Annotated in this window: 15 protein-coding genes; 7 read left to right on the forward strand and 8 right to left on the reverse strand. The window is 66.1% G+C overall.

Annotation, left to right across the window (positions count from 1 at the left end; all coding sequences use genetic code 11):
* Positions 1-18: 18 nt before the first annotated feature.
* Positions 19-3,060, reverse strand: coding sequence for a VCBS repeat-containing protein (locus AMK10_RS35825; protein WP_241839814.1), 3,042 nt, complete (start codon positions 3,058-3,060; stop codon positions 19-21).
* Between the two features lie 389 nt (positions 3,061-3,449).
* On the opposite strand from AMK10_RS35825, the gene AMK10_RS35830 reads away from it, so the two are divergent.
* Together AMK10_RS35830 and AMK10_RS35840 are read left to right on the forward strand one after the other, a co-directional pair.
* On the forward strand, positions 3,450-9,689 hold the full coding sequence (locus tag AMK10_RS35830; protein WP_241839815.1) for an RHS repeat-associated core domain-containing protein: 6,240 nt from the start codon (positions 3,450-3,452) through the stop codon (positions 9,687-9,689).
* Positions 9,690-9,693: 4 nt separating this feature from the next.
* The gene (locus tag AMK10_RS35840; protein ID WP_079181020.1) at positions 9,694-10,116 is read left to right on the forward strand and encodes a barstar family protein; all 423 of its coding nucleotides are present in this window, start codon (positions 9,694-9,696) and stop codon (positions 10,114-10,116) included.
* Between the two features lie 329 nt (positions 10,117-10,445).
* On the opposite strand, the gene AMK10_RS35845 is transcribed toward AMK10_RS35840, so the two are convergent.
* The 4 genes from AMK10_RS35845 to AMK10_RS35860 form a co-directional block, all read right to left on the reverse strand.
* Positions 10,446-11,576 carry an AAA family ATPase gene (locus tag AMK10_RS35845; RefSeq protein ID WP_073753837.1) on the reverse strand — a complete coding sequence of 377 codons (1,131 nt, stop codon included), beginning with the start codon at positions 11,574-11,576 and terminating at the stop codon, positions 10,446-10,448.
* The gene (locus AMK10_RS35850) at positions 11,573-13,882 is read right to left on the reverse strand and encodes a DDE-type integrase/transposase/recombinase (protein WP_079181021.1); all 2,310 of its coding nucleotides are present in this window, start codon (positions 13,880-13,882) and stop codon (positions 11,573-11,575) included. The genes AMK10_RS35845 and AMK10_RS35850 overlap by 4 nt, the downstream gene beginning before the upstream one ends.
* 8 nt (positions 13,883-13,890) lie before the next feature.
* The gene (locus tag AMK10_RS35855; RefSeq protein ID WP_073753840.1) at positions 13,891-14,592 is read right to left on the reverse strand and encodes a TnsA-like heteromeric transposase endonuclease subunit; all 702 of its coding nucleotides are present in this window, start codon (positions 14,590-14,592) and stop codon (positions 13,891-13,893) included.
* A gap of 157 nt (positions 14,593-14,749) precedes the next feature.
* Positions 14,750-15,775: a TniQ family protein gene (locus tag AMK10_RS35860; protein WP_073753843.1), complete on the reverse strand. Its 1,026-nt coding sequence runs from the start codon at positions 15,773-15,775 to the stop codon at positions 14,750-14,752.
* Between the two features lie 181 nt (positions 15,776-15,956).
* On the opposite strand from AMK10_RS35860, the gene AMK10_RS35865 reads away from it, so the two are divergent.
* Positions 15,957-18,266 (forward strand): DEAD/DEAH box helicase, encoded by a 2,310-nt coding sequence (locus AMK10_RS35865; RefSeq protein ID WP_241839816.1) that lies wholly within the window; start codon positions 15,957-15,959, stop codon positions 18,264-18,266.
* 468 nt (positions 18,267-18,734) lie between these two features.
* Here the strand turns inward: AMK10_RS35865 and AMK10_RS35875 are convergent, their stop codons facing one another.
* From AMK10_RS35875 to AMK10_RS37395, 3 genes are read right to left on the reverse strand one after another with little or no spacing between them, the layout of a single operon-like run.
* Complete coding sequence (locus AMK10_RS35875; protein WP_073753847.1) at positions 18,735-19,469, reverse strand: hypothetical protein; 735 nt, start codon at positions 19,467-19,469, stop codon at positions 18,735-18,737.
* Positions 19,466-21,766, reverse strand: a complete 2,301-nt coding sequence (locus AMK10_RS35880) for a hypothetical protein (RefSeq protein ID WP_241839817.1) — start codon at positions 21,764-21,766, stop codon at positions 19,466-19,468. The genes AMK10_RS35875 and AMK10_RS35880 overlap by 4 nt, the downstream gene beginning before the upstream one ends.
* A gap of 56 nt (positions 21,767-21,822) precedes the next feature.
* Positions 21,823-22,365 carry a hypothetical protein gene (locus tag AMK10_RS37395; RefSeq protein WP_073753849.1) on the reverse strand — a complete coding sequence of 181 codons (543 nt, stop codon included), beginning with the start codon at positions 22,363-22,365 and terminating at the stop codon, positions 21,823-21,825.
* An 889-nt stretch (positions 22,366-23,254) separates the two neighbouring features.
* Between AMK10_RS37395 and AMK10_RS35900 the strand changes: the two genes are divergently transcribed.
* The 4 genes from AMK10_RS35900 to AMK10_RS35915 all read left to right on the forward strand — a co-directional run bounded on the left by AMK10_RS35900 (position 23,255) and on the right by AMK10_RS35915 (position 26,839).
* Positions 23,255-24,025 (forward strand): HNH endonuclease family protein, encoded by a 771-nt coding sequence (locus tag AMK10_RS35900; RefSeq protein ID WP_073753910.1) that lies wholly within the window; start codon positions 23,255-23,257, stop codon positions 24,023-24,025.
* Positions 24,026-24,876: 851 nt separating this feature from the next.
* Positions 24,877-25,092 carry a hypothetical protein gene (locus AMK10_RS35905; RefSeq protein WP_073753853.1) on the forward strand — a complete coding sequence of 72 codons (216 nt, stop codon included), beginning with the start codon at positions 24,877-24,879 and terminating at the stop codon, positions 25,090-25,092.
* The gene (locus AMK10_RS35910; RefSeq protein WP_073753855.1) at positions 25,089-25,994 is read left to right on the forward strand and encodes a sigma-70 family RNA polymerase sigma factor; all 906 of its coding nucleotides are present in this window, start codon (positions 25,089-25,091) and stop codon (positions 25,992-25,994) included. Before AMK10_RS35905 ends, AMK10_RS35910 begins: the two co-directional genes overlap by 4 nt.
* Positions 25,991-26,839: a hypothetical protein gene (locus AMK10_RS35915; RefSeq protein ID WP_073753857.1), complete on the forward strand. Its 849-nt coding sequence runs from the start codon at positions 25,991-25,993 to the stop codon at positions 26,837-26,839. The genes AMK10_RS35910 and AMK10_RS35915 overlap by 4 nt, the downstream gene beginning before the upstream one ends.
* Positions 26,840-26,939: the final 100 nt, after the last annotated feature.

Raw genomic sequence — 26,939 nt, forward strand, 5'->3', positions numbered from 1 at the left:
TGTGCTATCCGCTTTGGTTCAGTTGATGGCTTGGAAGTCGAGCCATCCGCCGGTTCCTACGACGACGCCGCTGCCGGAGAGGTTGGGGTAGACGTAGAGCTTGCCGTCTTCGCCTGTGGCGAAGATGTCGGCTTTGTTGTCGGCGCCCGCATCGGGGAAGGCGGTGAGCAAGGGTCGGTAGGTGCGCGTCCAGCCGGAGCCGATGACGGTGGAGGTGGTGCCGCTGCCCAGGCCCTCGCCGGCGGGGCCGGTGCCTTCGTAGAGCCGAAGTTCTCCGCTCGTCTTATGGCGGGCCAGGAGGTCGACGTGATTGTTGCCGGTGCGGTCGCCTGGGGCCAACAGGTCGTAGTTGGACCAGGAGCCGTTGCCGACGAGGACCGGGGCCTGGGTTGCGTCGAGGTAGAAGGACTCCGAGCCGTAGTAGAGCCAGAGGAGGTTGCCTTCCTTGACGAGGAGATCGGGGTAGCCAGCCACGTCGATGGTGCCGTCGTTGTCGACGTCGAGAGGGCCGTCGACGTCGCCGATGGCGAGGATCTGGTCGGCGTTTGCCCAGTGGTTGTTGGCGTCGTCGGAAACGGCGAGTTCCTGTCGCTCGTAGAGGCAGGAGCGGGAGTGGCCATCGGCTTGTTCGTCGCGTTCGGTGCATGCCCAGCCGACCCCGTTGTTCGGGTAGAGCTGGAGGGTCTTGCCGCCGTCCCCGGGGATGGCGGCTACGAGGTCTTCGAGTCCGTCGCCGGTCCAGTCACCGCGGTGGGTGATGCTTGCCTGATCGAAGTCGCTGATGCTCGCGGTGGTGCCGGTTCCGACGTATCCGTTTCCCTGGCCCGCGTAGAGCCACAGCTCCCCGTCGGTGCGGACGCCGTAGAAGTCGGCGTGGTCGTCGCCGTTGAGGTCGCCGGCTTTGTCAGGGATGGCCAGACCGTTGGCGTAGAAGAGGTAGGAAGCTCGGTCGGAGCGGTTCTGTGCGGCGTCGAGGCTGCGCACGTAGAGCCGTTGTGATCCGGCGGCGGGCGGAGTCAGGGTGATCTTGGCGTCGACTTTTCCGTCGCCGTCGAGGTCTGTGCTGGGCAGGACGTTTCGGACGGTGGGGTCGTAGTCGGTCCAGTACTCGTAGGATTTGACGTCGCTGACGTTGCCGTTGCCGAGGATGAACGTTCCGGGGGTCCTGGCCTCACCGGTGACGGCCGGCCAGCCGTCGGTGCCGTCGGGAAAGTCCTGAGAGCTGATGGTCGGCGGGGTGCTGGGCCGCGTGGGGTCGAAGTCGAACCGGCAGGTGCCCGTGCTGGGGTTCCATGCGGAACTGGTGCTTGAGTCGAGGGTCTGGACCTTCCAGCCGAAGTTGCCCTTGGCTGCTGTCAGGTACTGCTGGAGGGTGGCTTTGGGCACCTTGACCTTGGCGACGGTGCCGGATGTGGCGGAGACGATCTGGTTGAAGATCTCACTGCCGCCGGAGAGGTCGTTGGTACCCCAGAGCCGGAACTGCGCGCGGACCGTTCCGCCGTCCGGGTCGGAGACCTTGGCGGTCAGCGTGACATCGGTGTTCCCGATCGTGGTGTAGGGCGCGACCGTGTCGCAGCCGCCTGAACTGGGGATGGTGTCGAGGCTGCTGGGCACGTTGGGGGTGGTGTTGTACTCGGTGGACAGGACGGCGGATTTAGCGTCGAACTTCTTCCACGAGTATTCGTCGCTCTCGTTGGTGGCCCGTATGCCGAGTGTGAGGTTCGGCCACTTCGAGCTGGCTGCTGTCTTGGCTCCGGATGTGACGTCGAAGGCAAGATTTCCGGCAGGGCAGTTCGCTCCCCACCCTCTGGAGTCGTCGACGGTGGAGAGTTTCTGCTTCCAGAATGCGTCCGTGTTGGTGTTGGTCCAGTTACTGGATGCAGAAATCGATCCTGTCAGCCACGTCTCCACCTTCCGGTTGTCGCATGACCACGACCAGGTGTTCTTGATCCGGAATGTTGAAGCCGTAATCTGCTTTTTTGTGTTCCAGAGGTTGTTGGTGTCCATGCGGAAGATTGAGCGACCGAGGCCGTTGGTCTCGTTTTCGTATCCCGCTCGGGCAACGGAGGTGGTCTTCCCGTCCCAGCCAGCCCCGTTGTAGTAGCCGGAACCCGGTGTCTTCTTGTAGGCGATGGTCCAGGCTTCACGCGCGCCGCTGACGGCGGGGTCGATGTACACCGGGTACGTCGTGTTCTCGCCGGTGAGGAGGGTCTGATCCGGGGTGAGGAGCATCTGGTCTGAGGAGACGTCTATCGGTATGACGGCTTCCTGCGCTCCGTGCCCGGGCTCGAACTCGCCTGCGGGAGGGGCTCCTTGTCCGGGTGTGATGCTGGAGCGGGCTGCCTCCTGGGGTTCGGATGCGCTGGTGCTGTCCCACATGCGGGGCGCGGGTGCGACAAAGACCTGCTGTCCGGCTGGGTCGATGGCGGAGAGGTTGCCGTGTTCGTCGGCGGTGATGTCGAGACCGTCCGCTCCTAGGTCGAAGGCAACAGTCTTCAGCTCGGGCTGGGCGGCGGCCAGGGCGGACTTGACGACCAGGAGCTGGCTGAATCCGTCGTTGTCGGCTCGTAGCTTCAGGTCGACTCCGGGCAACACCTCGGGGTAGGTGACCGTATCGTCCTCGAGCACGGGCTTTGGCAGAGGAGACGGCCACTTCAGGGACATGGTGCGGCCATCACGGACAACTTCGGCCACCGGTTCCGTTCCACCGTTGGAGAAAGTCACACCGACAGAGGTTGCGGTTGTACCGAGCCGACCGTCCCCGGTGGCCTTGAGTCTGGTGTCGATATCTACCAGCTTGTTGTTCTGACGCGTCCACTGCGCTGTCGCGTAGGCCTCTTGGGTGAAACTCCCCGACGGGTTGGCAAATACCCGGGACGTCTCGCTCCGCTGCTCTAGCACTTCGACGGGCTGTCCCAATTCCTTGGCTTCCCGGAACGCGTCTTCCTCGGCGCTCAACTGCCGGCCCGAAGCCCCCGCCCCTTCGCTGGCCGGAGCCTCCTCTGGCGCCGCGGTAGCCGGCACCACGATCCCAGGCGCGCCGAGCACACAGGTGGCCATGAGCGCTACCACAGCAAGCCGGATACGAGACGTGTCGTTTTTGGCTATATGTCTAGTTAGTGCCATTTTGTCAATTCCCCTCCCTGGTGTGAACGAGTCGCACCTTAGAACGTGAAGGAACTGTGGCGAGTGCGGGTGTGATGTGCCCTGCTATTGATTGGCCTGGATCTGAGGTGGCGCTCCCGGCATTTGCTTGCATATGCCAATCAAATATCTAGCCAGTGCACGATGTCTTGGCTTGAAGTAGCTCTGACGTCGCCGTCTTTCTGTGTTGCAGGTGTAAGAGCCCTGCTAACTTCCGTGACCAACTGTGATCTTTGGTCAATGGGTGGGGAGTCTTACGGATGTCGTGGGGTGGGGGCGTCGGTGTCGGACGCGTGAAGAGACGGGTGCGGCTGATAGCTGTTGCCCTGACCGCGTTCCTGTTTGTGGGGCTGCTGAGCGGACCCGTCGCGGCAGCTGCCGAGCTCAGCCTGCGGAAGCTGGCGAAGCCGGACCCCGTACCGACCGCGAAGGTCGAAAAGCGGGAGGCGGGGAAGCCTGACCAGGCCGGCCGCCACCCGTGGGCGAAGCCGAAGGTCACCTGGCCCAAAGCAGACACCGCATCCTCCGCGCTCCCTGAGGCCGGCAACCCGGTCAAGGCAGGATCCCTCCCAGTCCAGCTGAAACGGTCCCCAGGAAAATCGGCCAAGGCGACGAAGGCGAAGTCCTCCGGCCCTCAGAGCGTTCAAGTGCAGATCCTGGACCGGAAGACGACCGAGTCGCTCGGCGTCGAGGGCGTAGCACTGGCACTTCGTCCCGCCACGGGAACCAAGGGCACCGTAAACGTCAAGATCGACTACTCCGGCTTCCGCAACGCCTACGGCGGCGACTGGGCCTCCCGCCTGACCTTGCGCGCCCTCCCCGCCTGCACGCTCACCGATCCCGGCAAGAAGGGCTGCACCGCCGGTGCAGCGCTGACGACCAAGAACGACACCAAGGCTGGCTCCCTCACCGCCGAGGTTCCGCTGCCAGCCGCGGTATCCGCACCCGGAGCCTCCGCAGGTGCCGATCCCGTCGCACCAGCGGGCGCCTCGCACGAAGTTGCGGCCAACACAGTGCTCCTCGCCGCCACCGCACAGGATGCCGGACCGTCCGGCAACTTCGGAGCGACCTCGCTCGCCCCGTCCGCCTCCTGGGCGGCCGGCGGATCGAACGGATCCTTCTCCTGGACCTACCCGATCGGCACCCCTGACGTCGCTGGCAGTCTCACCCCCGACCTGCAGCTCGGCTACTCCTCCCAGGCCGTCGACGGACGTACCGCGGCGACGAACAACCAGGCCAACAGCATCGGTGACGGCTGGTCTATGGAACCCGGCTACATCGAACGCCAGTACATCTCATGCTCCGAGGACACGAAGAACAGCAACACCACAGCCAAGGTCGGTGACCTGTGCTGGAAGAAGGACAACGCCGTCATCAACCTCGGCGGCCAGTCCAACACCCTCATCAAGGACACCACCAGCGGTACATGGCACTTGGAGAGCGACGACGGCACAAAGATCGTCAAACTCACCAATACCGTCCTGGCCAACGGCGACGACAACGGCGAGTACTGGCGGGTAACGACCCCGGACGGCACCCGCTACTACTTCGGCTACAACCGACCCCAAGGCTGGGCGGCCGGCAAAGACGACACCAACTCCACCTGGACCGTGCCCGTCTACGGCAACCAGACCGATGAACCCTGCCACGCCACCGAGTTCAAGGACTCCTGGTGCCAGCAGGCGTGGCGTTGGAACCTCGACGCCGTCATCGACCCGCACGGTGACGCCATGACGTACTACTGGGACAAGGAAACCAACTACTACGGCCGCAACGTCAACCCGTCGACCGGCGCCTCCACCGCAACCCCCTACATCCGGGGCGGATCCCTCAAGCGCATCGAATACGGACTGCCCTCCAGCAACTTCTACGCCCAGCCCGCAGCCAAGGTCGACTTCACGACCGCCGAACGCTGCCTCAGCGACTGCACCACCTTCGACACCGCACACGCCAAAAACTGGCCCGACGTCCCCTTCGACCGCTACTGCGCCTCCGGCACCGAATGCAAGGACCGCTACTCGCCGTCCTTCTGGAGCCGCAAGCGCCTCACGAAGATCGACACCTCGGTCCTCGTCGGCACCGCGTACAAGCCGGTCGACACCTGGGCCTTCACCCACCAGTTCCCTGCCACCGGCGACGGCAGCGCCCCAGCCCTATGGCTGGCCTCGATCACCCGCACCGGACACGGCGGAACCGGCGACATCACCCTCCCCGCCGTCACCTTCAAGGGACTGACCCTTCCCAACCGGGTAGAAGGCGCCACCACCGGCGGTGACCCCGACCCGGTACCGCCTCTGTGGCGCTACCGCGTCTACGGCATCAACACCGAGACCGGCGGAACCATAGGCGTCACCTACTCCGCAGCCGACTGCAAAGCAGGTGACGTCCCCACCCCGACGTCCAACACCCGCCGCTGCTACCCCGTCAAGTGGTCCCCGCCCGACGCTCCCGCAGCGAACTACGAGCCGTACCTAGACTGGTTCCACACCTACGTTGTCACCCAGGTCCTGGAAACCGACAACACCGGCGGCGCGCCCGCCAAGGAGAGCAACTACACGTACCTGGACGGCATGGGTTGGGCCAAGTCCAAGGACGACGAGTTCACCGACGCCAAACATCTCACCTACGGCGACCGCAAGGGCTACGGCCGCGTCCAGGTCCGCACGGGCACCACACCGGACCAGCCCACCCTCGAGGAGTACCGCTACTTCCGCGGAATCGACGGGGCAGCCGTCAAGGACCACGAAGGCGTAGCCGTCACCGACCGGGAAGCCTTCGCCGGCATGACCCGTGAACTGGCCGTGTACAACGGCGACGGCGGCAAGCTCGAAAGCACCACCAGCTACGAGCCGTGGCGCTCGGCTGCCACGGCTACCGAAACCCGCACCGAAGAACTGCCCACACGCTACGCCTACGCCACCGGCAGCAAGAGCGAGCAGACGCGCACCGCTGTCGGCTCCGGCTGGCGCACCATCCGCACCGAGCGGACCCACGACGAATTCGGGCAGGTCCTGACCGAGTCCTTCCTCGGTGATACGGCGGAGACCGGCGACGAGGAATGCACCACCACCACTTACGCCCGCAACACAGCGAGCAACATCCTCGACCTGGTATCAGAAACTCGGACAGTCGCCAAGGCCTGCGGCACCACGCCCAGTCTGCCGGCCGACCTCATATCGACCGCTCGGCACTTCTACGACGGCGCCACCAGCCTCACCACGGCCCCAGTCAAGGGTGACGAGACGCGCCTGGACGAACAGGACGCCGAGGGCACCGGCTACCTCACCATCGCCACGCGCACCTACGACACCCACGGCCGGGTGACGGCCTCCACGGACGCGGCGAAGAACACCACCACCACCGCCTACACCCCTGCCACCTTCCAGGCCCCCATCACCACCACGGTGACCAATGCCCTCAAGCACGTCTCCACCACCACGCACGATCCGGTCCGCGGCGTCGTCACAGCCGCCGTCGACGCGAACGGCAAGCGAACCGACGCCGTCCACGACGGTCTCGGACGCGTCCTGAAGGTATGGCAGCCAGGGTGGGCCAAGGCCGACCACGCCGACAAGCCGTCCGCCGAGTACGCCTACACGATCTCCCGCACCGCCGCGAACGCGGTAGAAACCAGGACGCTGAAGCAGAACGGCGACTACCGCACTGCCTACACCCTCTACGACGGACTGCTGCGCGAGCGCCAGACACAGGCACCTGCCACCGGTACCACGAACCGCATCATGACGGAGACTCACTACGACACCAGGGGCTGGGCCTCGCAGGCCTACTCCGCCTACTACGCGACCGGGGAACCGTCGGCGAAGCTGGAATCTGCCGCCGTCAACACGATCCCCGCCGCGACACAGAACCTCTACGACGGGATGGGGCGGATCACTGATGCCCTCTCCCTCACCTTCGGCGACGAGAAATGGCGCACCAAGACGCTCTACGAGGGTGACCGCACCACGATCATCCCGCCCAAGGGCGGCACCGCAACCACAACCGTCACCGACGCGCGTGGACGTACATCAGAGCTGCTCGAGTACACCGACGCCGCACGGACGGCATCGCAGAAGACGACCTACACGTACGGCAAGTACGACGAGCCCACCGCGGTCACCGACCCCAGCGGCAACACCTGGACCTACACCTTCAACAACCGCGGCCAGAAGACAAGGTCCGATGACCCGGACCAGGGCACCGTCACGACCACCTACGACGTCCTCGGCCGCCCGGTCACCGAGACCGACGACCGTGACATCACCCTGACCACGGTCTACGACGCACTCGGCCGCAAGACCGACACCAAGCAAGGCGACACGGTCCTTGCCAAGTGGACGTACGACACCCTCGCCAAGGGCCAGCTCACCAGCAGCACCCGTTACGTCGACGGCGCCGCCTACACCACAGCCACCGACGCCATCAACGACCGCTATCAGCCCACCTCCACCACCAGCACCGTCCCCTCACAGGCGGGCGGCCTGGCAGGCACCTACACCTGGACATACGATTACAACGAGGAAACCGGGGCCCGGCTCTGGACCCGCAATCCGGCCGTGGGCAACGTCCCCGCTGAGCTCGTCGCCACGAACTACAACAGTGACGACCAGCCCTACCGCACCAGCGGCCAACTCGGGGCCCTCGTCGGCAACACCCAGTACGACGTCTTCTCCCGACCCGACCGGATCGAATTCGGGGCGACGCTCGGCAAGAAGGCATACCGCAGCCAGGTCTACGACGAACACACCGGCCAGGTGATCCAACAGACCACGGACCGCGACCTCGCACCCAAACGCGTCGATGACACCCAATACACCTACGACCCGGCAGGCAACCTCACCGGCCAGAAGACCACCAGCGGCCAGGACGAACAGCAGTCCGTCGACACTCAGTGCTTCACCAACGACCCCCTGGGCCGCCTCACCGAAGCCTGGACCGCCAAAACAGACTGCACCACCGCACCCACCGCCTCCACCGTCGGCGGCCCAGACGCCTACTGGCACACCTACGGCTACGACAAGACCGGCAACCGCACCACCCAGACCGAACACGCCACCACCACCGGCAGCACCGACGCCACCACCACCTACACCCACCCCACCCCCGGAGCCAGCCTGCCCCACGCTGTGCAACAGGCCACCATTGCCGGCGGCCCCGACAACGGCCGCACCAGCACCTTCAAGTACGACCAGGCCGGCAACACCATCAAGCGCACCATCGGAACCACCACCCAGGACCTGACCTGGGACTCCGAGGGGCACCTCGCCAGCCTCACCCAAGCCGGCAAGACAACCAGCTACACCTACGACGCCGATGGCAACCGCATCATCGCCAAAAACGCCGACGGCTCCAGCACCCTCACCCTCCCCAACGGCGACGAACTCACCCTCGCCGCGAACGGCACCAAAGCCGGCACCCGCTACTACACCCACAACGGCGAAACCATCGCCGTCCGCACCGGCGGCACCATCTCCTACCTCATCAGCGACCACCAGGGCACCGCGATGACCGCCATCACCGCCGGCACCCTCGCCCTGACCCGCCGAAAGCAACTCCCCTTCGGACAACTCCGAACCGAACAATCCACCACTTTCGGCACCCGCGGATACGTCGGCGGAACCAACGACACCACCGGCCTCACCCACCTCGGCGCCCGCGAATACGACCCCGCCCTCGGCAGGTTCCTGAGCGTTGACCCCATCATCGACATCAGCCAACCCGCCCAGATGAACGCCTACAGCTACGCCCACAACAACCCCCTCACGCTGTCCGACCCCGACGGCCTCTGCCCTGCAGACCTCTGCGGCAACGGATACCCCATCGGGGGCACCGGCACCAGCAAGAGCAATCCCACCCGATACGTTAAGAACGCGTCCACAGGGACTCGGTTCGAACTCGGTTCGTACATCAGCCGGAGCGGGAAGTCCGTTGTCACTTTTCCGAACAGAGCGACCAGGGCGCAGGCTCAGGCACAGCGAAGAGCGCAGGACGCAATAGATGCCGCCCGCAAGGCGCGACAGCGGCAGGAAGCTCGGGCGCGAGCGATCCTAAGTGTCATTGATGCGGAAAACGCAGAAATGAACGAGGGTATATATGCCAAGGCTAAACGAGGCGACTGGAAGGGAGCGCTCAAGCTGCTGGTGACCGGCCCAGAGTGCCACCAGCCCTCAACTCCGTACATTTGCGCAGAAAACTACAGCGTTGCTGTGCCGGGGCCGATGGGGCGACCCGGACCCCCGAGGGTCCCGCAGCACGTGGACGATACACTCAAGCACGTCGACCAGCATGGTCATGCGCCCCGTTCACATGGACTGCCACGTTGGCAGGGCAAGAACCGCCCCTACGCGAACGATGGTCGACAAAACGGCCAGATATTGCCTCAGACGGTGAATGTGAACGGGGCAACCGTCAGCGTCCGATATACGGAGTATGACGTGCACGCCTTCACGGGCGCCAATCGCGGCATGGAACGACTGGTAACCGGCAACGATGGGTCAGCGTGGTATACATCTGATCACTACACATCATTTAGGCGACTAAGGTGAATTAATGAAGTGCGACTGGTGGACCGACTTGCCCCCCTGGGTGCATGGCGTATCGAAATCGAAGGCAATCGAAGTCATCGAAAGGTCACCTTCTTCGATCGTGATTTTTCGGCTACAGGGATCAGGTATGAGGGATACTCATGACCTCTTCCTCGAGTTCAAGCGAAAAATGTCCTTCCCGGGGTATTTTGGGCACAATTGGCCTGCGCTGGAGGACTGCCTGTTCGATATGACATGGCTACCCTCTCCTGGTGGGTATCTATTGCTGATCGACGATTGGTCTCTGGTGCTCAGCGAATCGAAGGATGAGATCCCTGTGCTCTTGAGAATTCTCGAAGACGCTGGGTCCTCCTGGTCTCAGTACCCTGAAGCCGGCGTGCCATTCAATACCCTCCTCGTCAGGGAGGATGAGGAGGGGGACGTATAGCGACAGCGCACACGTCCACGCGGGCCCACCTCCCGATCCCCAAATTCCTTCAAGTCCAGTCTTGGCAGAGGGGCCTTGGGTGTGACGTGGAGCGGACGATTTGCAGCGGCTAACATGGTGACGTTGTCGATTGTGTTAGCCGTTGCCAAAGGGGTAGAGCCAGCGGTTTCCGCGCGAGCCGAGGACGCCAGCTCCGAGGGCCCGTAGGGGGTGGCTTCGGGGTACCGGCCGTGACTCCAGGGCTGGCCATGGGTCTGGGTATTCGGATTCTGAAGCACCGCACTACCGGAACTCCCCGAACTCGCAGGAGGAGGCGGGGGATCTCCGGCTCAGTGTCCGCCGCCGATGTGAATGGCGTCGAGTTCGGTGCGGGTGATGTTCTCGGTGCCGGTCAGGATGGCGAGGGTGGCTGCCTGGCAGATCAGCTGGGACAGGGCGAGGAAGTATCCGCCGGTGCGGTTGTGGAGGTACTCGTGGTGCTCGGTCAGGGCATGCTTGTTCAGGTTGTGCAGGCTGAGGTGCTTCTCGTACCCGGCCAGGACTTGCAGCCATGAGTCTTTGTCCTGGGCGTTGAACGGGATCGGGTCGAGCCAGGTGATGGGCAGCAAGGAATGGGCCTGGTCCTGCTGCTGCGTGTCTTGCTGGCCGGGGCTGTGGGCGGCACGGCGTGTGAGGTGCCTCTGGATGGCGACTTCGTGCCGGTCGGCGATCGCGCGGGCTTCATAGACGATGTCGCTGGCGCCGGTACCGCAGAAGATGGTGGTGATCCCGAGCCGGTTGCGCAGGTAGTCGAAGTAGTGCAGGACCGGGGCGAGCTGGTGGGGCAGGACGCGCTGGATGTCGTCGACGAGCAGCAGCCGCGTGAGGGCGTTCTCCAGGACGTAGTTGACCGGCACTGACAAGTCGGGATAGCTGCGCCAGCGCAGGAGATCGTTCTCGTTGAGGGGCTCGGGGTTGAGGCCGAGGAAGCAGGCGATCTCCCACACCCAGTTGACCTTGCTGTCGGTATCGGCCGGCGCCAGGATGTGGACGACCGGGATGTGCGCGCCCAGCTCGCCTCCGCCGCGGTCCTCGATGTCGCGCTGGACCGTGCGGCCGATAGCCCGTAGCAGCAGGGACTTGCCTGTGCCGCTCATTCCGTCGATCACCCGGTCCAGGATTCCCTCCCGGCGCTCACTGTTCACCATCACGGCTCTGAACGACGCCAGCAAGACCTCGTCGTACCCCTGGTGGGACACCAGCTTCAGGTGTGCGTGGTAGGCCAGGCGGGGGTCGCTGAGGCGTTCGTCCTCCGTCGGTAGCGGGGGGTGGTCGGCCAGGTCGGGCTGGGCGATGTCTTCGCGCGTGAAGCTGTTCCACCCTTGGCGGCGGTAGATCCATTCCGGGCGCATCGGCGCCAGTTGAGCCCGCTGCAGCGCCCGTTCCTCCTGCTGCTTCTGGAGCGCCGTGGTCGCCTTCACATCTCTCCTTCAACGGCTTCGGTGCTTCCTGGCAGGCCCAGGTCGAATGCGGGGTGGTCTGGGGCCTCATCGAGGTCGTCGTCAGGCGCGGTGTCCGCGAACAGGGCAGCCAGCCCGTTCCGGTCAGAGGGCGTGGAGACGGCGCCAGCCGGCGCGGCGGTCGGTCGCGCCGGGATCGGCAGGGATTCGTAGGGAGTGATGGAGTCCAGGTCGATCTCGCCGATGCCGGCGTACGGGTCGGCCGCAGGCTCGTTGACGTCCAGCTCGGGGCCCTGGAAGGGGATCCAGGGCCCGGTGCGGGTATGGCGCGGGGGAGCGGTGCGGGTACGGCGGCGGCGTTCCTTCACGGCGAGGGCGATAGCGGCCTGGTGCTCCTTGCGGCCGCCATCAGCCAGGACCACAGCGGTGGCCTCCTCCCAGTGATCCACCGTCCAGTGGACGTCGGTGAGCAGCCGCCGGTGGACGAAGTCCGCCTTGATCCACCGTCCCTGGCCGCGGTGGTCGTACAGCCAGGCAACATCAGGCCGGTAGGGGTTGAAGCGCGCTTCCCACCGTCCGCCCTTGCCCGGTCCTGCCAGCCCGGAGTGCAGCCCGGCCATGAGCCGCAGCTCACCCGCCTCGTTCTGGTAGGTGCGGTTTTCGATGTCGAAACCCTTGTCGGTGACCGTCACCCAGGCCGGCAGCAGCAGCTGACGGTTGTCCTGCGGTGACAGAGGCCTGGGCCGGTATCCGGCCCCGGGTACCAGCGCCGCGTACATCTCGTTCGGGGACAGCGTCAGGCCCGGCAGCTCCGGGTGCTGCAGTCCCTCGTGGGGCAGCTGCTGATGGTCCAAGGCCACCCACTCCTGCGCCATGTGCTGCACCTCATTGATGGTCCACAGCGGCTGGCGCTCGATGCCCCGCCCGCGCAGCGCGTGACTGCGGCCCGTCCAGCCGGCGACGTGCTGGCTGAAGGAATCGGCGAACGAGGAGAAGACGCGCTCGACGATCGGCTTGTCGTCGGGCTCCTCCTTGCGCGCATAGAGGAGGGTGATGCCGAGGAAGTTGCAGACGTCTTCGAAGTGCTGGCTCAGATAGGTACTGCCCTGGTCGATGATGATCGTCCTCGGATGGATCACCGGACGAGCCGCAGCGGCCTCGGCGAAGCGAGGGTCCGCCTCACGCAGCTTGATGAACGGAAGCGCCGAGGCACTGGCCGCGGTCAGCGGGTCCCAGCCGGGCAGCGTCGGCATGGGCGCATACGCCTGGGCGAGCAGGAGGACCAGGTCGAACGATCGTGTCGCCCGGCCGCCGACCCGCTGCCCTGGCCGCCCCTCGCCCGTGACGCAGGGGACGATCATCAGCGCGACGATGCTGCGGGTCGCGACATCGATCAGGATCGTCATCTCCGCCGACACGACCTCCCCGCCGTCACCCAGGACCTTGATCCGCAGCGGAGTGGTGTCGATCTGCATGATCTGCCCGGGCCGCACCGCGTATGACGGGGTGTAGGGCTTCTTGGGCTTACTTGCCTGGGAGGCCCGCTGCCGGGTCGTGCCGAGCAGGATGGCCGACAGGCCGAGCTCGTGCATCCGCTTGTAGAACGTCGAGCGTGGCAGCCGCAGCCGCTTCGCCTCCTGCGGATCCTTGAGCTCTTTCGCGTACCGGGTCTCGACGCGTTCCTCGACCAGATCGAATGCCCGCCCGATCCTCCCGCCCGACTGGCGCGCAAGGATCGCGGTCACCTCCTGCATGATTTCGAGCAGACGCGGGTCGGTCCTCCCTCCCGGCGAGGGCGCCCGCCCCTTGCGTCCATCGATGATGAGGACCAGGGGGTTCTCATCCGCCTGCTTCCACCGGCGCCGCTTGTCGTCCAGCGTGCGCCAGCTGATGCTGATGTCCAGCTCGTCGAGCTCGGCAGCCTTGCGTTTCAGCCGCTGTTCCATCGTGGTGGCCGCCGGGTCGTAACCTGCCCGTGGAACGCGCCGGCCGGGACGGATTCCGGTCTCGACCTCCTTCATGTGCCGGTGCCACATCAGTGCCCGCTTGCGGTCCTCCTTGTCGACGACCAGCAGCAGTCTTCCCAGGGGAGGCAGCTTGGTCCGCTCGACGGCCTCACCTGCCTCGTCCAAGACGGCGAAGTCTGCCGACCCCGCCATCTCCCCGTACGAGGCCTCCACCAGCGCAGCAGGCTCCGACAGAGGCTGGAGTGTGACATGAGGACCGGCGAAGGCAATCACACGGAACTCCCGCCCTTGCCAGCGCACCCGGTCTTCGAGGCTGACCCGGTCGCTCTCGAACCAGCCCCACAACTTCCGCTGAGTCATGCCGCCCCCTACGCCGTCCACACCAGCGGGCCCCGAGGCAGCGGCTGCTCCCAGTCGAATAGCAGCCGCCGCTGCCACATCAGCCCATACACAAGATCAACAGCGGTCAGTTCCGGGACCCCGCTCGCACCGGCACCCTCGAACAGAGGCCGTTTGCGGCGAAAAGCATCAAGGACGGCCTGTTCCTGCTTCGGGTCCACCCCGTCCGCGAAGCGGTAGTCCGCCAGCCGCATCAGGTTCTCCAGCTGCGTACCCTCCAGGACGGACCGCATCTGAACCTGCCAGCCCGCAGCATGTGCGACCTCATTGAGCGCTGCCAGACGCTCCTGCCAACGCGGCCCGAACCCGCGCGGCGGCTGCACGACCACGACACACCGAGAACCGTCCCGCATCCTCGCAACGAAGTCCGGCCGCCACCGGTACTTGGCGCGCCCTGACTGCCAGTGCAGCTCTACCGGCTCCCCGCTGAAGCGGATCACCTCGGGGTCGAAGTCCAACTCCACTGCCACCCGCAGTCGACGCAATGATCCGCATACCACCTTCGACCGCGACGACGACGGCCACGCCGTGATCTTCCCCTGCCGCCCGTGATACGCCACCGGATCCGTGGGCGGCTGCCTTTCCTCGAGTGCCACACCCGCCAGAGCTGCAGCCGACGATGCGGTCAGTTCACCCCACTCATCAAGGTGCCAGCCGCTCACATTCCGCATGCCCCTATTCACCCCGCCTGCTTCGCATGACCATCACGCGTGCTGTATCCGAGCCCTGTCTCACCCCATGCGACCGCGCACGCTTCCCCACGAGCCGTGACGGCCCGGCCCAAGACCGGAGAGGGGGGAGCACTTGTAGCTGGCTGCCAAGGCCACGTCAGGACAAGCACGAGCGCTGCTCCACAGACCCTGTCGGCGAGGCGAGCCGATCGTGCCCCGGCGCAAGCGGCAACCCTCCCCGCCCGGGCCTGGCGGCCGGTGGTGCTTCCGTGCCTGCCGGCGTCCTGTGCCGGTGCAGCCAGTCCAGCAGCGGGTCTCTGCCCGCCTGGACGTCCAGCTCCCACGACTCCATCAGCGCCTCGACCTGGCCAAGCCACCGGGACCGAGCATCGGTGTCGCGGACGTCCGACTGCTCGAACTCGGCCATCAGCTGCGCGAGTCGTGCCGCCTCCGGATAGACCACCAACGGCATCACCCGGCTGCTGCGGTCCTCCAGCCCGCACGCCCACGCCCGGTGGACCCAGCGCAGCACCATAGGCATCGACCGCCACCAGCCCGCCGCCACCTGGAAGGCGTCGGCGAACAGTTCCTCGCCCGCCCGGCCGAACTGTTTCTGCAGCCGGGCACGTTCCAGATGCGCGGTGACGACCTCGGGAAGCTCCTTCAGAGACAGTCCGTCGAGCGGCTCGGTCCGTGAGTCATCGCACCAACGCCAGTGCCTGGCACACACCCGCCAGCTGTCCGACGCCAGCCACCAAGCCGGTTCCCTCACCCCGCGGACCTCAGCGCATCTCGTGCAGTAGCGCACGAGACACCCTTCGGACGGCTGCCACGGCCACTTCCACACCGCCTCCCCGTCACCCCGCAGCCGGGAATGCGGAGCCAGGCCAGGCAGTGCCCGCTGCAACACGGCCACCGGTTCGCCGGCTAGCACGGCCAGATACTCAAGCCCCGGCCCGTTGACATACATCTCCGTGCACTGCGGGTACCTCTCCACACGCGCCACATCGCCCGACGACGATCCCGTGCCCTGGCCCACACGGGCAAGGAAATCCGCAAGACGCAGTCCGTTGGCATGAGCCAGCCGGTTCACGAACGACCCCGTCGACTCGCCAGGCAGAGGCCGAACCAGAAGCGGAAGAGGCTGACGCGGACCGTAAAGCCCCGGCACCTGCAGCACCATGACGTTCCCTCTCCGAAGCACCCGTACGCCTGCCTGCGTCCTATCGTCGCCAGCCGACATACAGGACGGTCAAGGGCCCTTAACTCCTTCGGGTGAACCCCGCGGCAACACCGCGACACCCCCCACGACATGGGTCTGAACCTTGATCCGTACCAGCACGATCCGCTGCCAGGAGGGCGCCGTGGCAACGCTGACGAGCAACGGCCTGAGAACACCACTACGCGGCCACCAGACACTCGCCGTCGACGCCTGCGTGCACGAGTTCACCGCCGGCGCTCCCCGAGTGAGCGTCATCATGGCCACCGGAACGGGAAAGACCCTCGTCGCCCTCAACGCCGCCCAGGACACCGCTCCCCAGGGCAACGCGCTGATCGTGATGCCGACCCTGGACCTTCTCGAGCAGACGGCCGCCGTCTGGCAGAGCGAAGGCCGCCAGGGGATCTACCTGGGCTACTGCGGGCGCGACGAAACCCACGTCCGCTCGCTGCGTGGCGTTCTCGCGATGATCCACGACCCGGGCGAACTCGCCCGCCGTGCTGCTCGGAGCGACGGCCCGGTGAACGTCTTCTGCACCTACCACTCACTGAACCACCTGGCCCGAGCCCACCGCGACCACCTCCTGCCGCGCTGGGGCATCGTCATCTCCGACGAGGCCCACCGCACCGCCGGCAACCGCCACAAAGCCTGGGGCGTCATCCACGACAACCGCGCCCTGCCCGCCCGCCACCGTCTCTACATGACCGCCACCCCGCGCATCTTCGATGAGAAAGCCGGCTCGCAGGCATCCCTCACCTGCGAAGTGGCCTCCATGGACGACCACAGCCTCTACGGCCCCGTCGTCTACCGCATCTCCCTCGCCGAAGCGATCGACCAAGGCCTGCTCGCGGACTACCGCATCGTCGCCGTCGAGATCAGCGACGCCGAACTGCACCGCGTCCTCAGATACGCCTCCATCGCATCCGCAGGCGCCGAAGGCCTGCGCGTGGCAGCCGCCCAGATCGCCCTGCTGCGCGCCCAGAAACGCTACGACCTACGGCGAACCCTGACCTTCCACCGCCTCATCGCATCCGCCAGCATCTTCGCCGAAACCCTCCACGAGACAGCAGCGCTCATGCCCCCCGAGACGCAGTCACCTCTTCTCGTCGGCACCGTCAACGCCAAGCAGCGCCCCGCTCTCCGCCGAAAGTCACTCGCGGACTTCGGGTCCGTCCCCATCAACAGCACCAGCACCGGCATGGCCCTGCACCGAGCGGTCCTGACCAACTGCCGTTGCCTGGGCGAAGGTATTGACGTACCTAGTATCGACTCCATCGTCTTCGCCGACTCCAAACAGAGCTCCCTCGACATCGTCCAGGCCGTCGGTCGCGCACTGCGCCAGAACCCCGGCGACGACAAGATCTCCACCATCGTCGTCCCCGTCTTCATGGAACCGGGACAAGACCTCGAGGAAGGCGTCAAAGGAACCCGCTACCGCCTCCTTTACCAGGTCCTCATCGCCCTGAGCACCTACGACGAGCACGTCATCCACCGCGTCGAATGGGCCACCTCGGGCGGCGACTCCGAGGAGGACCTGGGAGTCGCCGCCCGCCCCGAACGCGCCGACGAGATCATCCCGCTGCTCGACCTCCAGGCCACCGGGGCACCCCACCGCGTATGGCAGATCGGCTTCGAAAGCGCCCAGCGCTACCTCAACACCTACGGCCATCTCGACGTCCCCAGCCGCTACTTCGGACCCGACCGCTTCTATCTCGGCTGGTGGCTCGGCCGCCAGCGCTCCCTGCGCATCAACAACATGCTCCTGCCCGAACGCATCGAACAGCTCGACACTCTCGGCATGATCTGGCCCCACCCCCGCAGCAGCATCGAGTACAAACTGCAGATCGCCCGGGACTACAAAGCCCGCCACGGTCACCTCGCCCCACACACCGAAGAATCCTTCGGTGGCATCCGCCTCGGCCGCTGGATCGCAGACCGTCGCCGAGAAACAAGAAAACGCACCCTGCCCTACGGCTACCAGCGCGCCCTGAACGAGATCTACCCCTGGTGGAACACCTCCTGGCCAAAACACTGGCACCACACCTACGCCCAAGCCCTGGAAGCGGCCCGCACCGGCAACCTCACCTTCCCCGACCTGCGTCCCGACACCGACGAGACCCCCCTCACTCGCTGGCTGGACGCCCAGATCGACGCTCTCCCCACCCTCCACAGCGACCAGCACGAGCTCCTCGGCGCCCTCCCGGTCCGTCACCCTCTGGCCCTGCTACTGCGCCGCCCCCGCGGCCACGCACAATGGGCCTTCGCCAGAGGCCTACTCGCGGCACGCGCCTTCTGGCGCAGCCACCAGCACCTCGACGTCCCCTGGGACTACCTCTGCCCCCACACCGGACTCAACCTGGCGCTCTGGATCGCCAGCAAACGCCGCAACCCACTCCGGCTCACCCAAGAGCAGCGCCTCGCACTCGAAGCCCTCGACTTCCGCTGGATTCGCTGACTCGCACACCATTCCTCCTTGCCGCAGTCAGCGAGCGGCAGAGCTGTTCACCCGCGGCTCTCCACAAGAACTGCCGAGCGGATACTGGGTGCTGGAGCTCGCATGGTTGTCCGCGAAGTCACACACCGCTGCCCAGAGGTCTGGCTTGTTCATAGGCGCGGACTGAAGAGGTCCGGAATGCCCGACTATCCTTATCCCGCAAGGTGCAGAAGGCCGGGGCTTTGAGCGTCTCCCTTCACACTGTCGGCTTGTCCGCGGAGTCCTCTGCCGGGGGTTGGAGGCTTTCGTGTCCGGCCGTTCGATGTCCGGCCTCGTCCGGGTGGAGCTGGACCCGGGCCGAACGCCAGGCAACATCGAATGACATGGTGCCACCGCTGGCCCGGGCAAGGCGCCAGGCTTGCCAGCTGGTCCGCGGTGCCAGTACGACGCGTAAGACGGTCAGCTTCATCAGCACTGTCTCCGTATGCCTCAAGAGCCGGGAATCTGAGAGGGCGGCGTGACCGGACTGGGGACCTGGGCAGCGAGATCCGGTTCTCCGAAGTCGTGGAACAGCGAGCGCAGCGTGACCAGCAGCGCATCGGCATCAGCTTCGGAGAGGCGATCGATGAAGGTGTGGACGAGCTGCGCGATCACGACCCACCGCGACTGCGGGTTCCACCGCTGGATCTCCTGCACAACCCCGTCCACGTCCAGACCGGGCGGCAGCACACCCAGACGGGCCGAGTTCTCGAGCATCAGATAGATCCGGGCCGAGGCAGGGGAGTGGAGGATCTTCTCGTGCATGAACCTCATACGTGCCTGTACCTGGCGCTGGGCCAGAGCATCGAGTTCCAGTTCCCGGCGTGCCTGGGCGATCTGCTCCGCGTACGTGCGGGCCTCCACCGCGACCGACACGCTTACGCGCGCCCAGCTGACCTCAAGTTCATTCGTCCGTAGCGGCAGCGAACGGGCAAGCAGACTGTTGATCTCCTGCTCCGCAGCGGCCGGTCGCAGCACTGTGTGCCGTGCTGCGGCCTGTTCGGCCAGTACCCGAACGGTGCGGCTGGCCTCACCAGCGGGAAGACGGGCCACGGGAGTGGAGCGAGGAGCACGCCACTCGGTGCGAAACGCCACGGTGAAGTCCAGCCCCGACTGCGAGCTGGTCACCTGGTCCTCGAAGAGCTCCGGCTGCTGGTCGCGCAGCCCCCACCTGAGCCAGCTCACGGTGTTGGCCCACCGCGGCCCACGCGCACGGGCCGGTACAGGGCGACCGATCGGCTGCGGTCGTGATCCAGGAGATCGACCAGTTCGTGGCGCAGCCGAACCCGCTCAGGATCGGCATCGACAGCGGGCACGGGCTGCCACAGGTACAGGAGGTCACGCAGCCGGTGGCGGGGATGACTTCCACCTGCCCGCCCCGCGGTGTCTACCGCGCCGCGCAGCACGTTGAACACGACCGGCCGCTGATCCGGATACTCCACGGCGGCGTCCATCCACAGACTGACCGCCCGCGCGCTCTCGCTGGCCACTGAGCCAGAGTCCAGCAATGTGCGCCACCCGGAGACCAAATCCGCCGTCGGGAATTCCGGCTGGTCCGCCCCGGTGCTCAGGAGTACTGGCAGGCCGGGGTCCTCCTGCGAGAGCAGCGTTGCCAGCGCCAGGAAGGAACGACGGCCGGCCTCGGTCCGTGACGGGTCTGCCGAGCACCATTCCACCACCGAGCTGAACAGCGTCGGACGCGCCGAGGCGTCCGCCCACAGGTTCCGGACCGCCCTGTACAACGAGGCCTGTACGTCATCGTGGGCCGTCTCGGCGACATGGCGAAGCCGCCGCAGCGCTTTGCCGGTGTGCCGGCGGCCGAACTCGCCGGCGCAGACATCCACGGAAAGCTTCTGCAGCGCCGACCTGTCTGCGGCGGCGTTCTTCGACCAGCGCAACAACACGGCATGCACGAAACGGCTCATGGTCGGGTGAAGTGCTGCGGCGGAGATGAGGTCGACAGCTGTCGCCCACAGCGCGTCGTCCTTGCGCCATGCGATAACGACCTCTTCCAAGGGGTTGGCCTTGCCATGCCGCACAGCCCACCGCACGGCGAACGTCCCGACCCGGTTGGCGAGCAGAAGACGGTCTTCCGGTGTGAACGTCTCCAGGAATTTCGTCGTCCTGGCGATGGGAGCCTTCGCCATCCAGGCCAGAAAGTCTGTGCGCGCCATGGGCCGGTCGACCCAGAAGTAGTTGAGTACCGCGTCGTCCCAGCCGGGTTTGGAGAACTGAACCGTGTCGTCCTCAGTCAGCTCCGCATCGATCGAGTCGACCATCTCGATGACGCCGGGCGAACTCTGGCCTTCCAGAGCCACCGCCTCCCGCTCTTTGAGGTGGTCCGACAGCTCCGCGGTCTGTGCGTATACGTGCGCTACAGGCGCGTTCCTGAACATGGCCGCCACGAGAAGGAAGTTCCGCTGGAAGCTGGTCCTGCCCTCCTTGCTATGCCACTGCAGCAGGCTGGAACGCCAGTTGTTGCGGGCCGCCACGACGTCCAGGACCTGCTGGGTGAATGCATCGGGAAGGGTGATCTCGCTGGCCGGGGAGACCCGGCGGGGGGCCCTGCTGGCGTTGAGGATCAGGCTGACGACTTGCAGGACATCGGCGGGAGGCTGGTTACACAGAAGACCTGTGATCCGGGTGTCCTGCACCCACCGGGAGGCATCCAGCTCAGGCGCCTCGGCACGAAGCCATGCAGTGGCGATCTCCGTGGGATCAGGCCGTCCCAGCAGGGGCACCACGCCGGACGGCGCACCCCGGCAGATCCTCGCCCACTGCTCCGGTGTCGTAAGAACGACCAGATGCGAGTTCCGCTTGCCCAGGGTGTACTGAATCTTGCCCAGAACCGCACCGAAGTCATCTGCGACCTCGAACTTTTCTTCATCCGCGGGCAGTTCCAGCAAGTACGCAACGTTCTCTTCCCGTGGCAGCCGGCGCACCGGGAACCGGCTCCCACCCCCGAAGCTGAGTGGTCCGACCCTTGCCCCTGTGCGCTGACGCAGATCAGCGAGCAGTGCCTGTGCGGTGAACGACCGTCCCGCACCTGGCTCACGCAAAAGCACAACAACCGATCCCGGCTCCATGAGCAGCCTCAAAGCCGCCGCGTAGCCCTCCGGCGGTGCGAACACAGCCCGAACCGTGTCCAGATAGGCATCAGGCAGCTCGGAGTGCTCCAGCATCTGCTCCAGGACCGCGGTCAGCTTCACCCCGGTCATCTCACCGAAGTTGAACAGAGCCTCCTGCCGGAGGTCCGCAACTGCTCCGGCCAGGGCCAGCGCTTGCTTCATACCAGCCCCAAGGCCCCTGACCGCCTCGATGTCCTCCGGCGACAATCCCTCATACGCCGCCGGGCCTGGAACCGAACCGTTTCCACTGCCGGTCAAACCCGCCCGCCGCACTTCGCTTTCATGGCTCTCCGTACCAGAAGATGTGCCGGACAATGGCATGGGTGAGCCTTCTCCGGGCTCAGTCAAAGTCATGAAGAAATTCTCCGTCAACACGAATTGCCGCAGAGGTGGGATTCTTGTTCGAACCGTCAGCGGATTTCGTCGATTTCAGCTCCGATGATCTCCGCACCCTCGCGGACGGTGCCCGCCCTCTGCCGCACGCTGACATCCGCCGACTCAGCGACACGGCGTACCTTCAGCGCTGCAGCCTTGCCGTGAACGTCATCGAGTACCTGCTCGATCCGAACCCCGCTCGCCGGCCGGTTCTCCCCAGCGAACGTCAGCCGCTGCCCCTCGACTTCCTCCAGAACGGCGCGCAGCCCACCAAGGCTATGACGCAGCCGTTCGTCATCAGCCCTGATCAGCTCCCTGTGATCGTCATAGACGCCCAGGACTCCCAGCAGGGACTCGATCCGTTGCACACGCTCCGACGTCAGTGCCGAAGCATCAAAGACAGGAGGCCCCGGGGTGCCCACCACGACCGCAGGGGCCGATTCCAGCTCACCAGACCCCACCTCCTCACGGCGTAGGGCCCGGCGGTCCAGAACCGCACCGGCCCGTCCGTAGAGAAAGCCGAAAGCCTGTGTCAGAGCCGACGCCGCCAGCACGGGAAATGTGAACGCGTCACTCAAATCAAGCCCCTCCCCTAGAGCACACTGAAATACCCCCTGATGCTCACACCGCACAGAGTCTGGCTGCCGCAGAGCCGCACGACACGGGAAGCGGAAGGAATGACCGAAACTTCGCCATCCTGACAGAAATCGAACCCGAAACGAACACTCTCAAGATCAATTATCTTAAAAGGGGGCGCTGCCCAGCGCACACGCCCTACGTGGCTGCATCGTTCCAGGTTCGTGCAATGGCATGACAAGGGGTGCAGGGGCAGGCAAAGAGGCTGAAAAGCTCCCACGCCGCCGGTGCGCGCCTGATGCACCCTGCTAACGAAGAGAAGGTCCTCACCACCGCTCGGGGCGCCCACCTCGCACGCGAGGTGGGCGCCCTCGGCCCACCGGTCCGGTACGTGGGGGAGTGGCTGGCCACCCAGCTGCGCTGGCAGCTGTCCGCGGACACGATCGAGCTGGAGGCGCTGAAAGTGTTCACCGAAGGGCCCTGCGAGGACACCGTCGTCTCCTGCAAGCCCGTCCCTGGCTGCGGGGTGCCGGAGCCAGATGGCCCTGGCACCCCACAGTCAGCGTTGCTCCTGATTGCTCCGTATTGCCAGAGAGTCGTGTGTCATGAGCCGAGGCCTGATCGTCGCGGACATGTAGAACGACTTCTGTGAGGGAAGGAGCGTCCCCGCCGCGGGCGGCGCGCGGATCGCCACCGCGATCGCAGGGATGGTGGAACAGAAGGAGGACGGCGACTGCCAGGTCGTCGTCGCGACCAGGGATCACCCCAACGACCCGGGAGGCCACTTCTCCGATACAGAGCGGCTTGCCCGGGAGGGCGACGGGCATAGCACAATGTAGCGACGGTGCGGCACACATGACCATCTGTCACCAGGGTCGCTGGTCTGGGACGATGAGCGTGCAACGATGCCTTCCCCCTTTTTGGAGCGCCCCGGTGACATCGCGCTGTCTCGTCCCTCTGTCCGCGATAGTGCTCGCGGCTGCTCTGACTGCCTGTAACCCTCAGGCGGACGGCAAGCCTGCCGACGGTGCGCCCAGCTCTACCGCGTCCGCCGCGTCACCGGCTGCGGGTGGCCCTGCCCCCGGGGCCGGCAGCCTCAGCCTGCCCGATGCCATCGCCGCCCTCCCTGACGGTACGGAGAAGCGCGACGGATACGAGCGGGACAGCTTCAAGCACTGGGTCGACGAGGACGGCGACGGCTGCCCCACCCGGGCCGAGGTTCTTCTCGAGGAGGCCACCACGAAACCCGAGCAGGGCGAGCGCTGCGCGCTGGCCGGCGGTACGTGGATGTCCTACTACGACGAGGTCGAGATCACTGACGCGCGCAAGCTGGACATCGACCACATGGTTCCGCTTGCCGAAGCCTGGGACAGCGGCGCCTACGACTGGACACCCGAGCGCCGCCAGGCCTACGCCAACGACCTCGGCAGCCAGCGCTCCTTGGTCGCCGTCACCGCGAAGACCAACCGCTCCAAGAGCGACAAGGACCCCGCCCAATGGCTGCCACCGGCCCTGGGCGCCCGGTGCCCCTACGCAGCCGACTGGACCGCGACCAAGCTCCGGTGGAAGCTGAGCGCGGATCAGAAGGAACGAGGCGCCCTGCTTGAGCTTGCGAAGGAGTGCCCTGACACCACAGTCGAGTTCGAAGAGGCTGGACAGTAAACGGTCAACACCTGGGTGCATATCTGCGCGTATGCCTGCTCCCGGTCGGGAGTAGCGAAGCCGGGGTGCAGGCTCAGTCGCCCTGCTCGCCCCGTGCGATCCGCTCTGCCCTTCCCGGGGCAGCGGGTGAGGTGCTTCCGATCCGGTACGTCGCCGTCACACGCGCCCGTCGGCGCCTCGGAATCGGCAGCCTGGGCTGGAAGGACGACCCGACGGGCGGAAGCGACGCCGGGCGCACACCTCACCGCAGATTCGCGAGACCAAATGAGGGCGCGAGGGGAGAGGGCGGGGCGGCGGTGCCAGGCGACGGGACGTGTCCCTTACCGGCTTGACCGGCTCCAGGCGTGTGTTTCTTGCGGCAGCGCACGCGGGGCGCACGGAAGCAACAGGTATGGGCGTAGGAGCTGTTGTCAGTGCGCTGCGCTACGGTCATTTCCCCATTGTCGGGGTGTTTTGTTCCCGCCCGGCCTCTAGCTCAGGCCGGGCGGGAACGAGTGGCGCGCTCCCAGTTGGTTCTCGGCACGGGACCGGCCCCTTCCGGATGGAAGGACGACACCAAGGTGTCCTGTCTCCATTTGGGGGTCTCGCCGGTGGGAATGCAAGGAGAACCGGGAACTTCACCCGCCAAGAGCTACGGGCGTGCCCCACATGCGCGGGAACGGTCATCCCTGACCGCTGGGCGTACCTTCCACGCCTCGTAATGTTCCGTAATTCCATGATCACGTGGCGTTAGCGACCCCCGGCGGTACATGCTGATGCTCCCTCAGCAGCGGATCGGCACCCGCTCGTTGAAGGGGCCGCATCGATGTGGCCTTCCGGATGTAGAGCAACACGACACACAAGGAAACGCGATGAACAGCAAGTTGATAGCGGCAGCAATGGTGCTGTCGCTGGGCGTCCTCGGCTGGAGCGTGGCGATGGCGGCGATGGGGCACGCCGCCATCATCGCCACGCTGGCCCCGGTCCTCGGCCTCACCGTCACCCACGTCCTGGCCGGCTTCCGCAACAAGTCCGCGGTCTCCAGCCCGGTCACAGCCGTGACCGACGAGGAGGACAGCGCCCCGTGACCCCCTCGCTCAACGCGTCGGGGCCGGCTTCCGAGCCGGCCCCGCTCCGCCCCGGCCGCAAACTCGGCCCCATCGCCTCCACCGTGGGCAGCTCGCACCGCGCATGGCTCGGACCGACCCGCGAGCACTACCTCCTCAGCGGCCGCACCCTTGCCGACCTCAGCGCGAGCGTCCTCGCCAAGTCCAAACTCTCCGAGCTGCTGCGCGGCGTCGGTCACTACCCGCGCTGGGAGGTCATCCACCGCCTTGCCGAGGAGCTGAACATCCCGACCTGGCCCCTGCACCGGCTCTGGAAGCAAGCCGCCATGGACGCCGGAAAGAGCCGGGACTGGGTCGACCGCTCCACCGGAGGCACCCTGGCCCTCACCACCCAGGCCGGACCGCCCCTGGAACACGGTGCCCTGCGCTCCATCGTCGAAGACGGCTACCGCCGCTACGCCGGCGTCTTCCTGACCGATGACGTCCTGGACGCTGCCGTCGAGGAGTCCTTCGCCATTCTGTGGCTCTCCTTCGACGATGCCCTGGCCAGCCCCGACATCCGCCGCTACGCCTGGAACATCCTCAGCGCCACGGTCAGGGCCAAGGCCGACCACCGAGACCAGCGGCCCGTCCTCGGCAGCGCCGCCTTCGACACCGTCGCCCTCCTGCACGCCCAGACCTCCCTCGACGACCAGGTGGTCCAGCTAGCCGAAAGCCTGGAGACGTTCACCGCCATCAGCAAGCTGCCCCTCACCCAGCTCGACGTCATGGTGCTGCGGCGCCTGTGCGGCTACACCACCGAGAAGGTCTCCGACCTCCTCGGCATCCCGCTGGCCCTCGTACGGTCCAGCCAACGCCACGCCGACCGGTTCCTCGCCGACACCGTGGAGCCGCCGGCCCCGACCGGAGGAACCACCTCATGAGAAAGACAGACCTCGACAGCATCCTGTCCCGGACACTGCTCGTCTTCGACCGAGCCGTGCCACGAGACGCCGTCCCCGCCCGCGACCCGGCCCTCAAACCCCGCTGCCCCGTCGCCCCCCGCTACGCGACCGACCAGAACACGGCATCGGCCGCCGAGGACCTGCGCGCCCTCTGCGAGGCCCTCGTCACCCACACCCCCGCGCGCGCCGTCGCAGACTTCATCACCGACCAGGTCCCCGAGCCGCGCAGCGCCATGGTCCTGGCCTGCGTCCTGCAGCTCACCGACACCGACGACGGCGCCCGCTTCTGGTGGCAGTACGCCGCTGGCGCCGGACACCCCGCGGCCGCCTACTGCCTCTACCTTCACCACCTAGCCCTCGGAGAGACCCACGCCGCCCGCTGGTGGCACAAGCAGACTGACGACGACACTCACCAAGCCAAGACCATCCGCACCACAGTCCACCGCGACAACAAGACCGTCGCTCTCTACCACGACGAGGAGACCTCCGCAGCCACCCTCTTGCGACTCCTGCGCCGCCTTGGCAAGCACACCGCACGCCCTAGGTCTGCCGTCGTATCTGAGCTGATGGCCTACATGCCCACCGCCGTCGCTGTCGGCTACCTCCGTGAACCCGACAGCGAACTTCCGTTGCCCGGAGACCAGTTCGCCCACGAGATCCACGCTCTGCTCACAACCAGCGCCACCCAACCCCACCGTCCCAGCAACCTTCCGGCACGTATCCGCACGCGCACCCGCGGCCGCCCTCGCCCCGAATCACGCCAAGCAGGAGCCGATACCCAACTCCGAATCCCGCAGCCTCTCGACGAGGCTGCCTCACGTTGACCAACCACCCCGCTCCCGGTGGGCAGCTGACCTTGAATCTCACCTTGCCCGGCTGCTACACCATCATCGAGCTCGACCCCGAGCAGGCCATACACGGGGG

Source organism: Streptomyces sp. CB02058, from assembly GCF_001905505.1.
Taxonomy (GTDB): domain Bacteria; phylum Actinomycetota; class Actinomycetes; order Streptomycetales; family Streptomycetaceae; genus Streptomyces.

What these genes read in the sequence shown, in the direction of transcription:
- AMK10_RS35825 (WP_241839814.1), bottom strand. Translation starts at nt 3,060, where the DNA reads ATGGCCACCTGTGTGCTCGGCGCGCCTGGGATCGTGGTGCCGGCTACC.
- AMK10_RS35840 (WP_079181020.1), top strand. Translation starts at nt 9,694, where the DNA reads ATGAAGTGCGACTGGTGGACCGACTTGCCCCCCTGGGTGCATGGCGTA.
- AMK10_RS35850 (WP_079181021.1), bottom strand. Translation starts at nt 13,882, where the DNA reads ATGACTCAGCGGAAGTTGTGGGGCTGGTTCGAGAGCGACCGGGTCAGC.
- AMK10_RS35855 (WP_073753840.1), bottom strand. Translation starts at nt 14,592, where the DNA reads ATGCGGAATGTGAGCGGCTGGCACCTTGATGAGTGGGGTGAACTGACC.
- AMK10_RS35860 (WP_073753843.1), bottom strand. Translation starts at nt 15,775, where the DNA reads ATGGTGCTGCAGGTGCCGGGGCTTTACGGTCCGCGTCAGCCTCTTCCG.
- AMK10_RS35880 (WP_241839817.1), bottom strand. Translation starts at nt 21,766, where the DNA reads ATGACTTTGACTGAGCCCGGAGAAGGCTCACCCATGCCATTGTCCGGC.
- AMK10_RS35900 (WP_073753910.1), top strand. Translation starts at nt 23,255, where the DNA reads ATGAGCGTGCAACGATGCCTTCCCCCTTTTTGGAGCGCCCCGGTGACA.
- AMK10_RS35905 (WP_073753853.1), top strand. Translation starts at nt 24,877, where the DNA reads ATGAACAGCAAGTTGATAGCGGCAGCAATGGTGCTGTCGCTGGGCGTC.
- AMK10_RS35915 (WP_073753857.1), top strand. Translation starts at nt 25,991, where the DNA reads ATGAGAAAGACAGACCTCGACAGCATCCTGTCCCGGACACTGCTCGTC.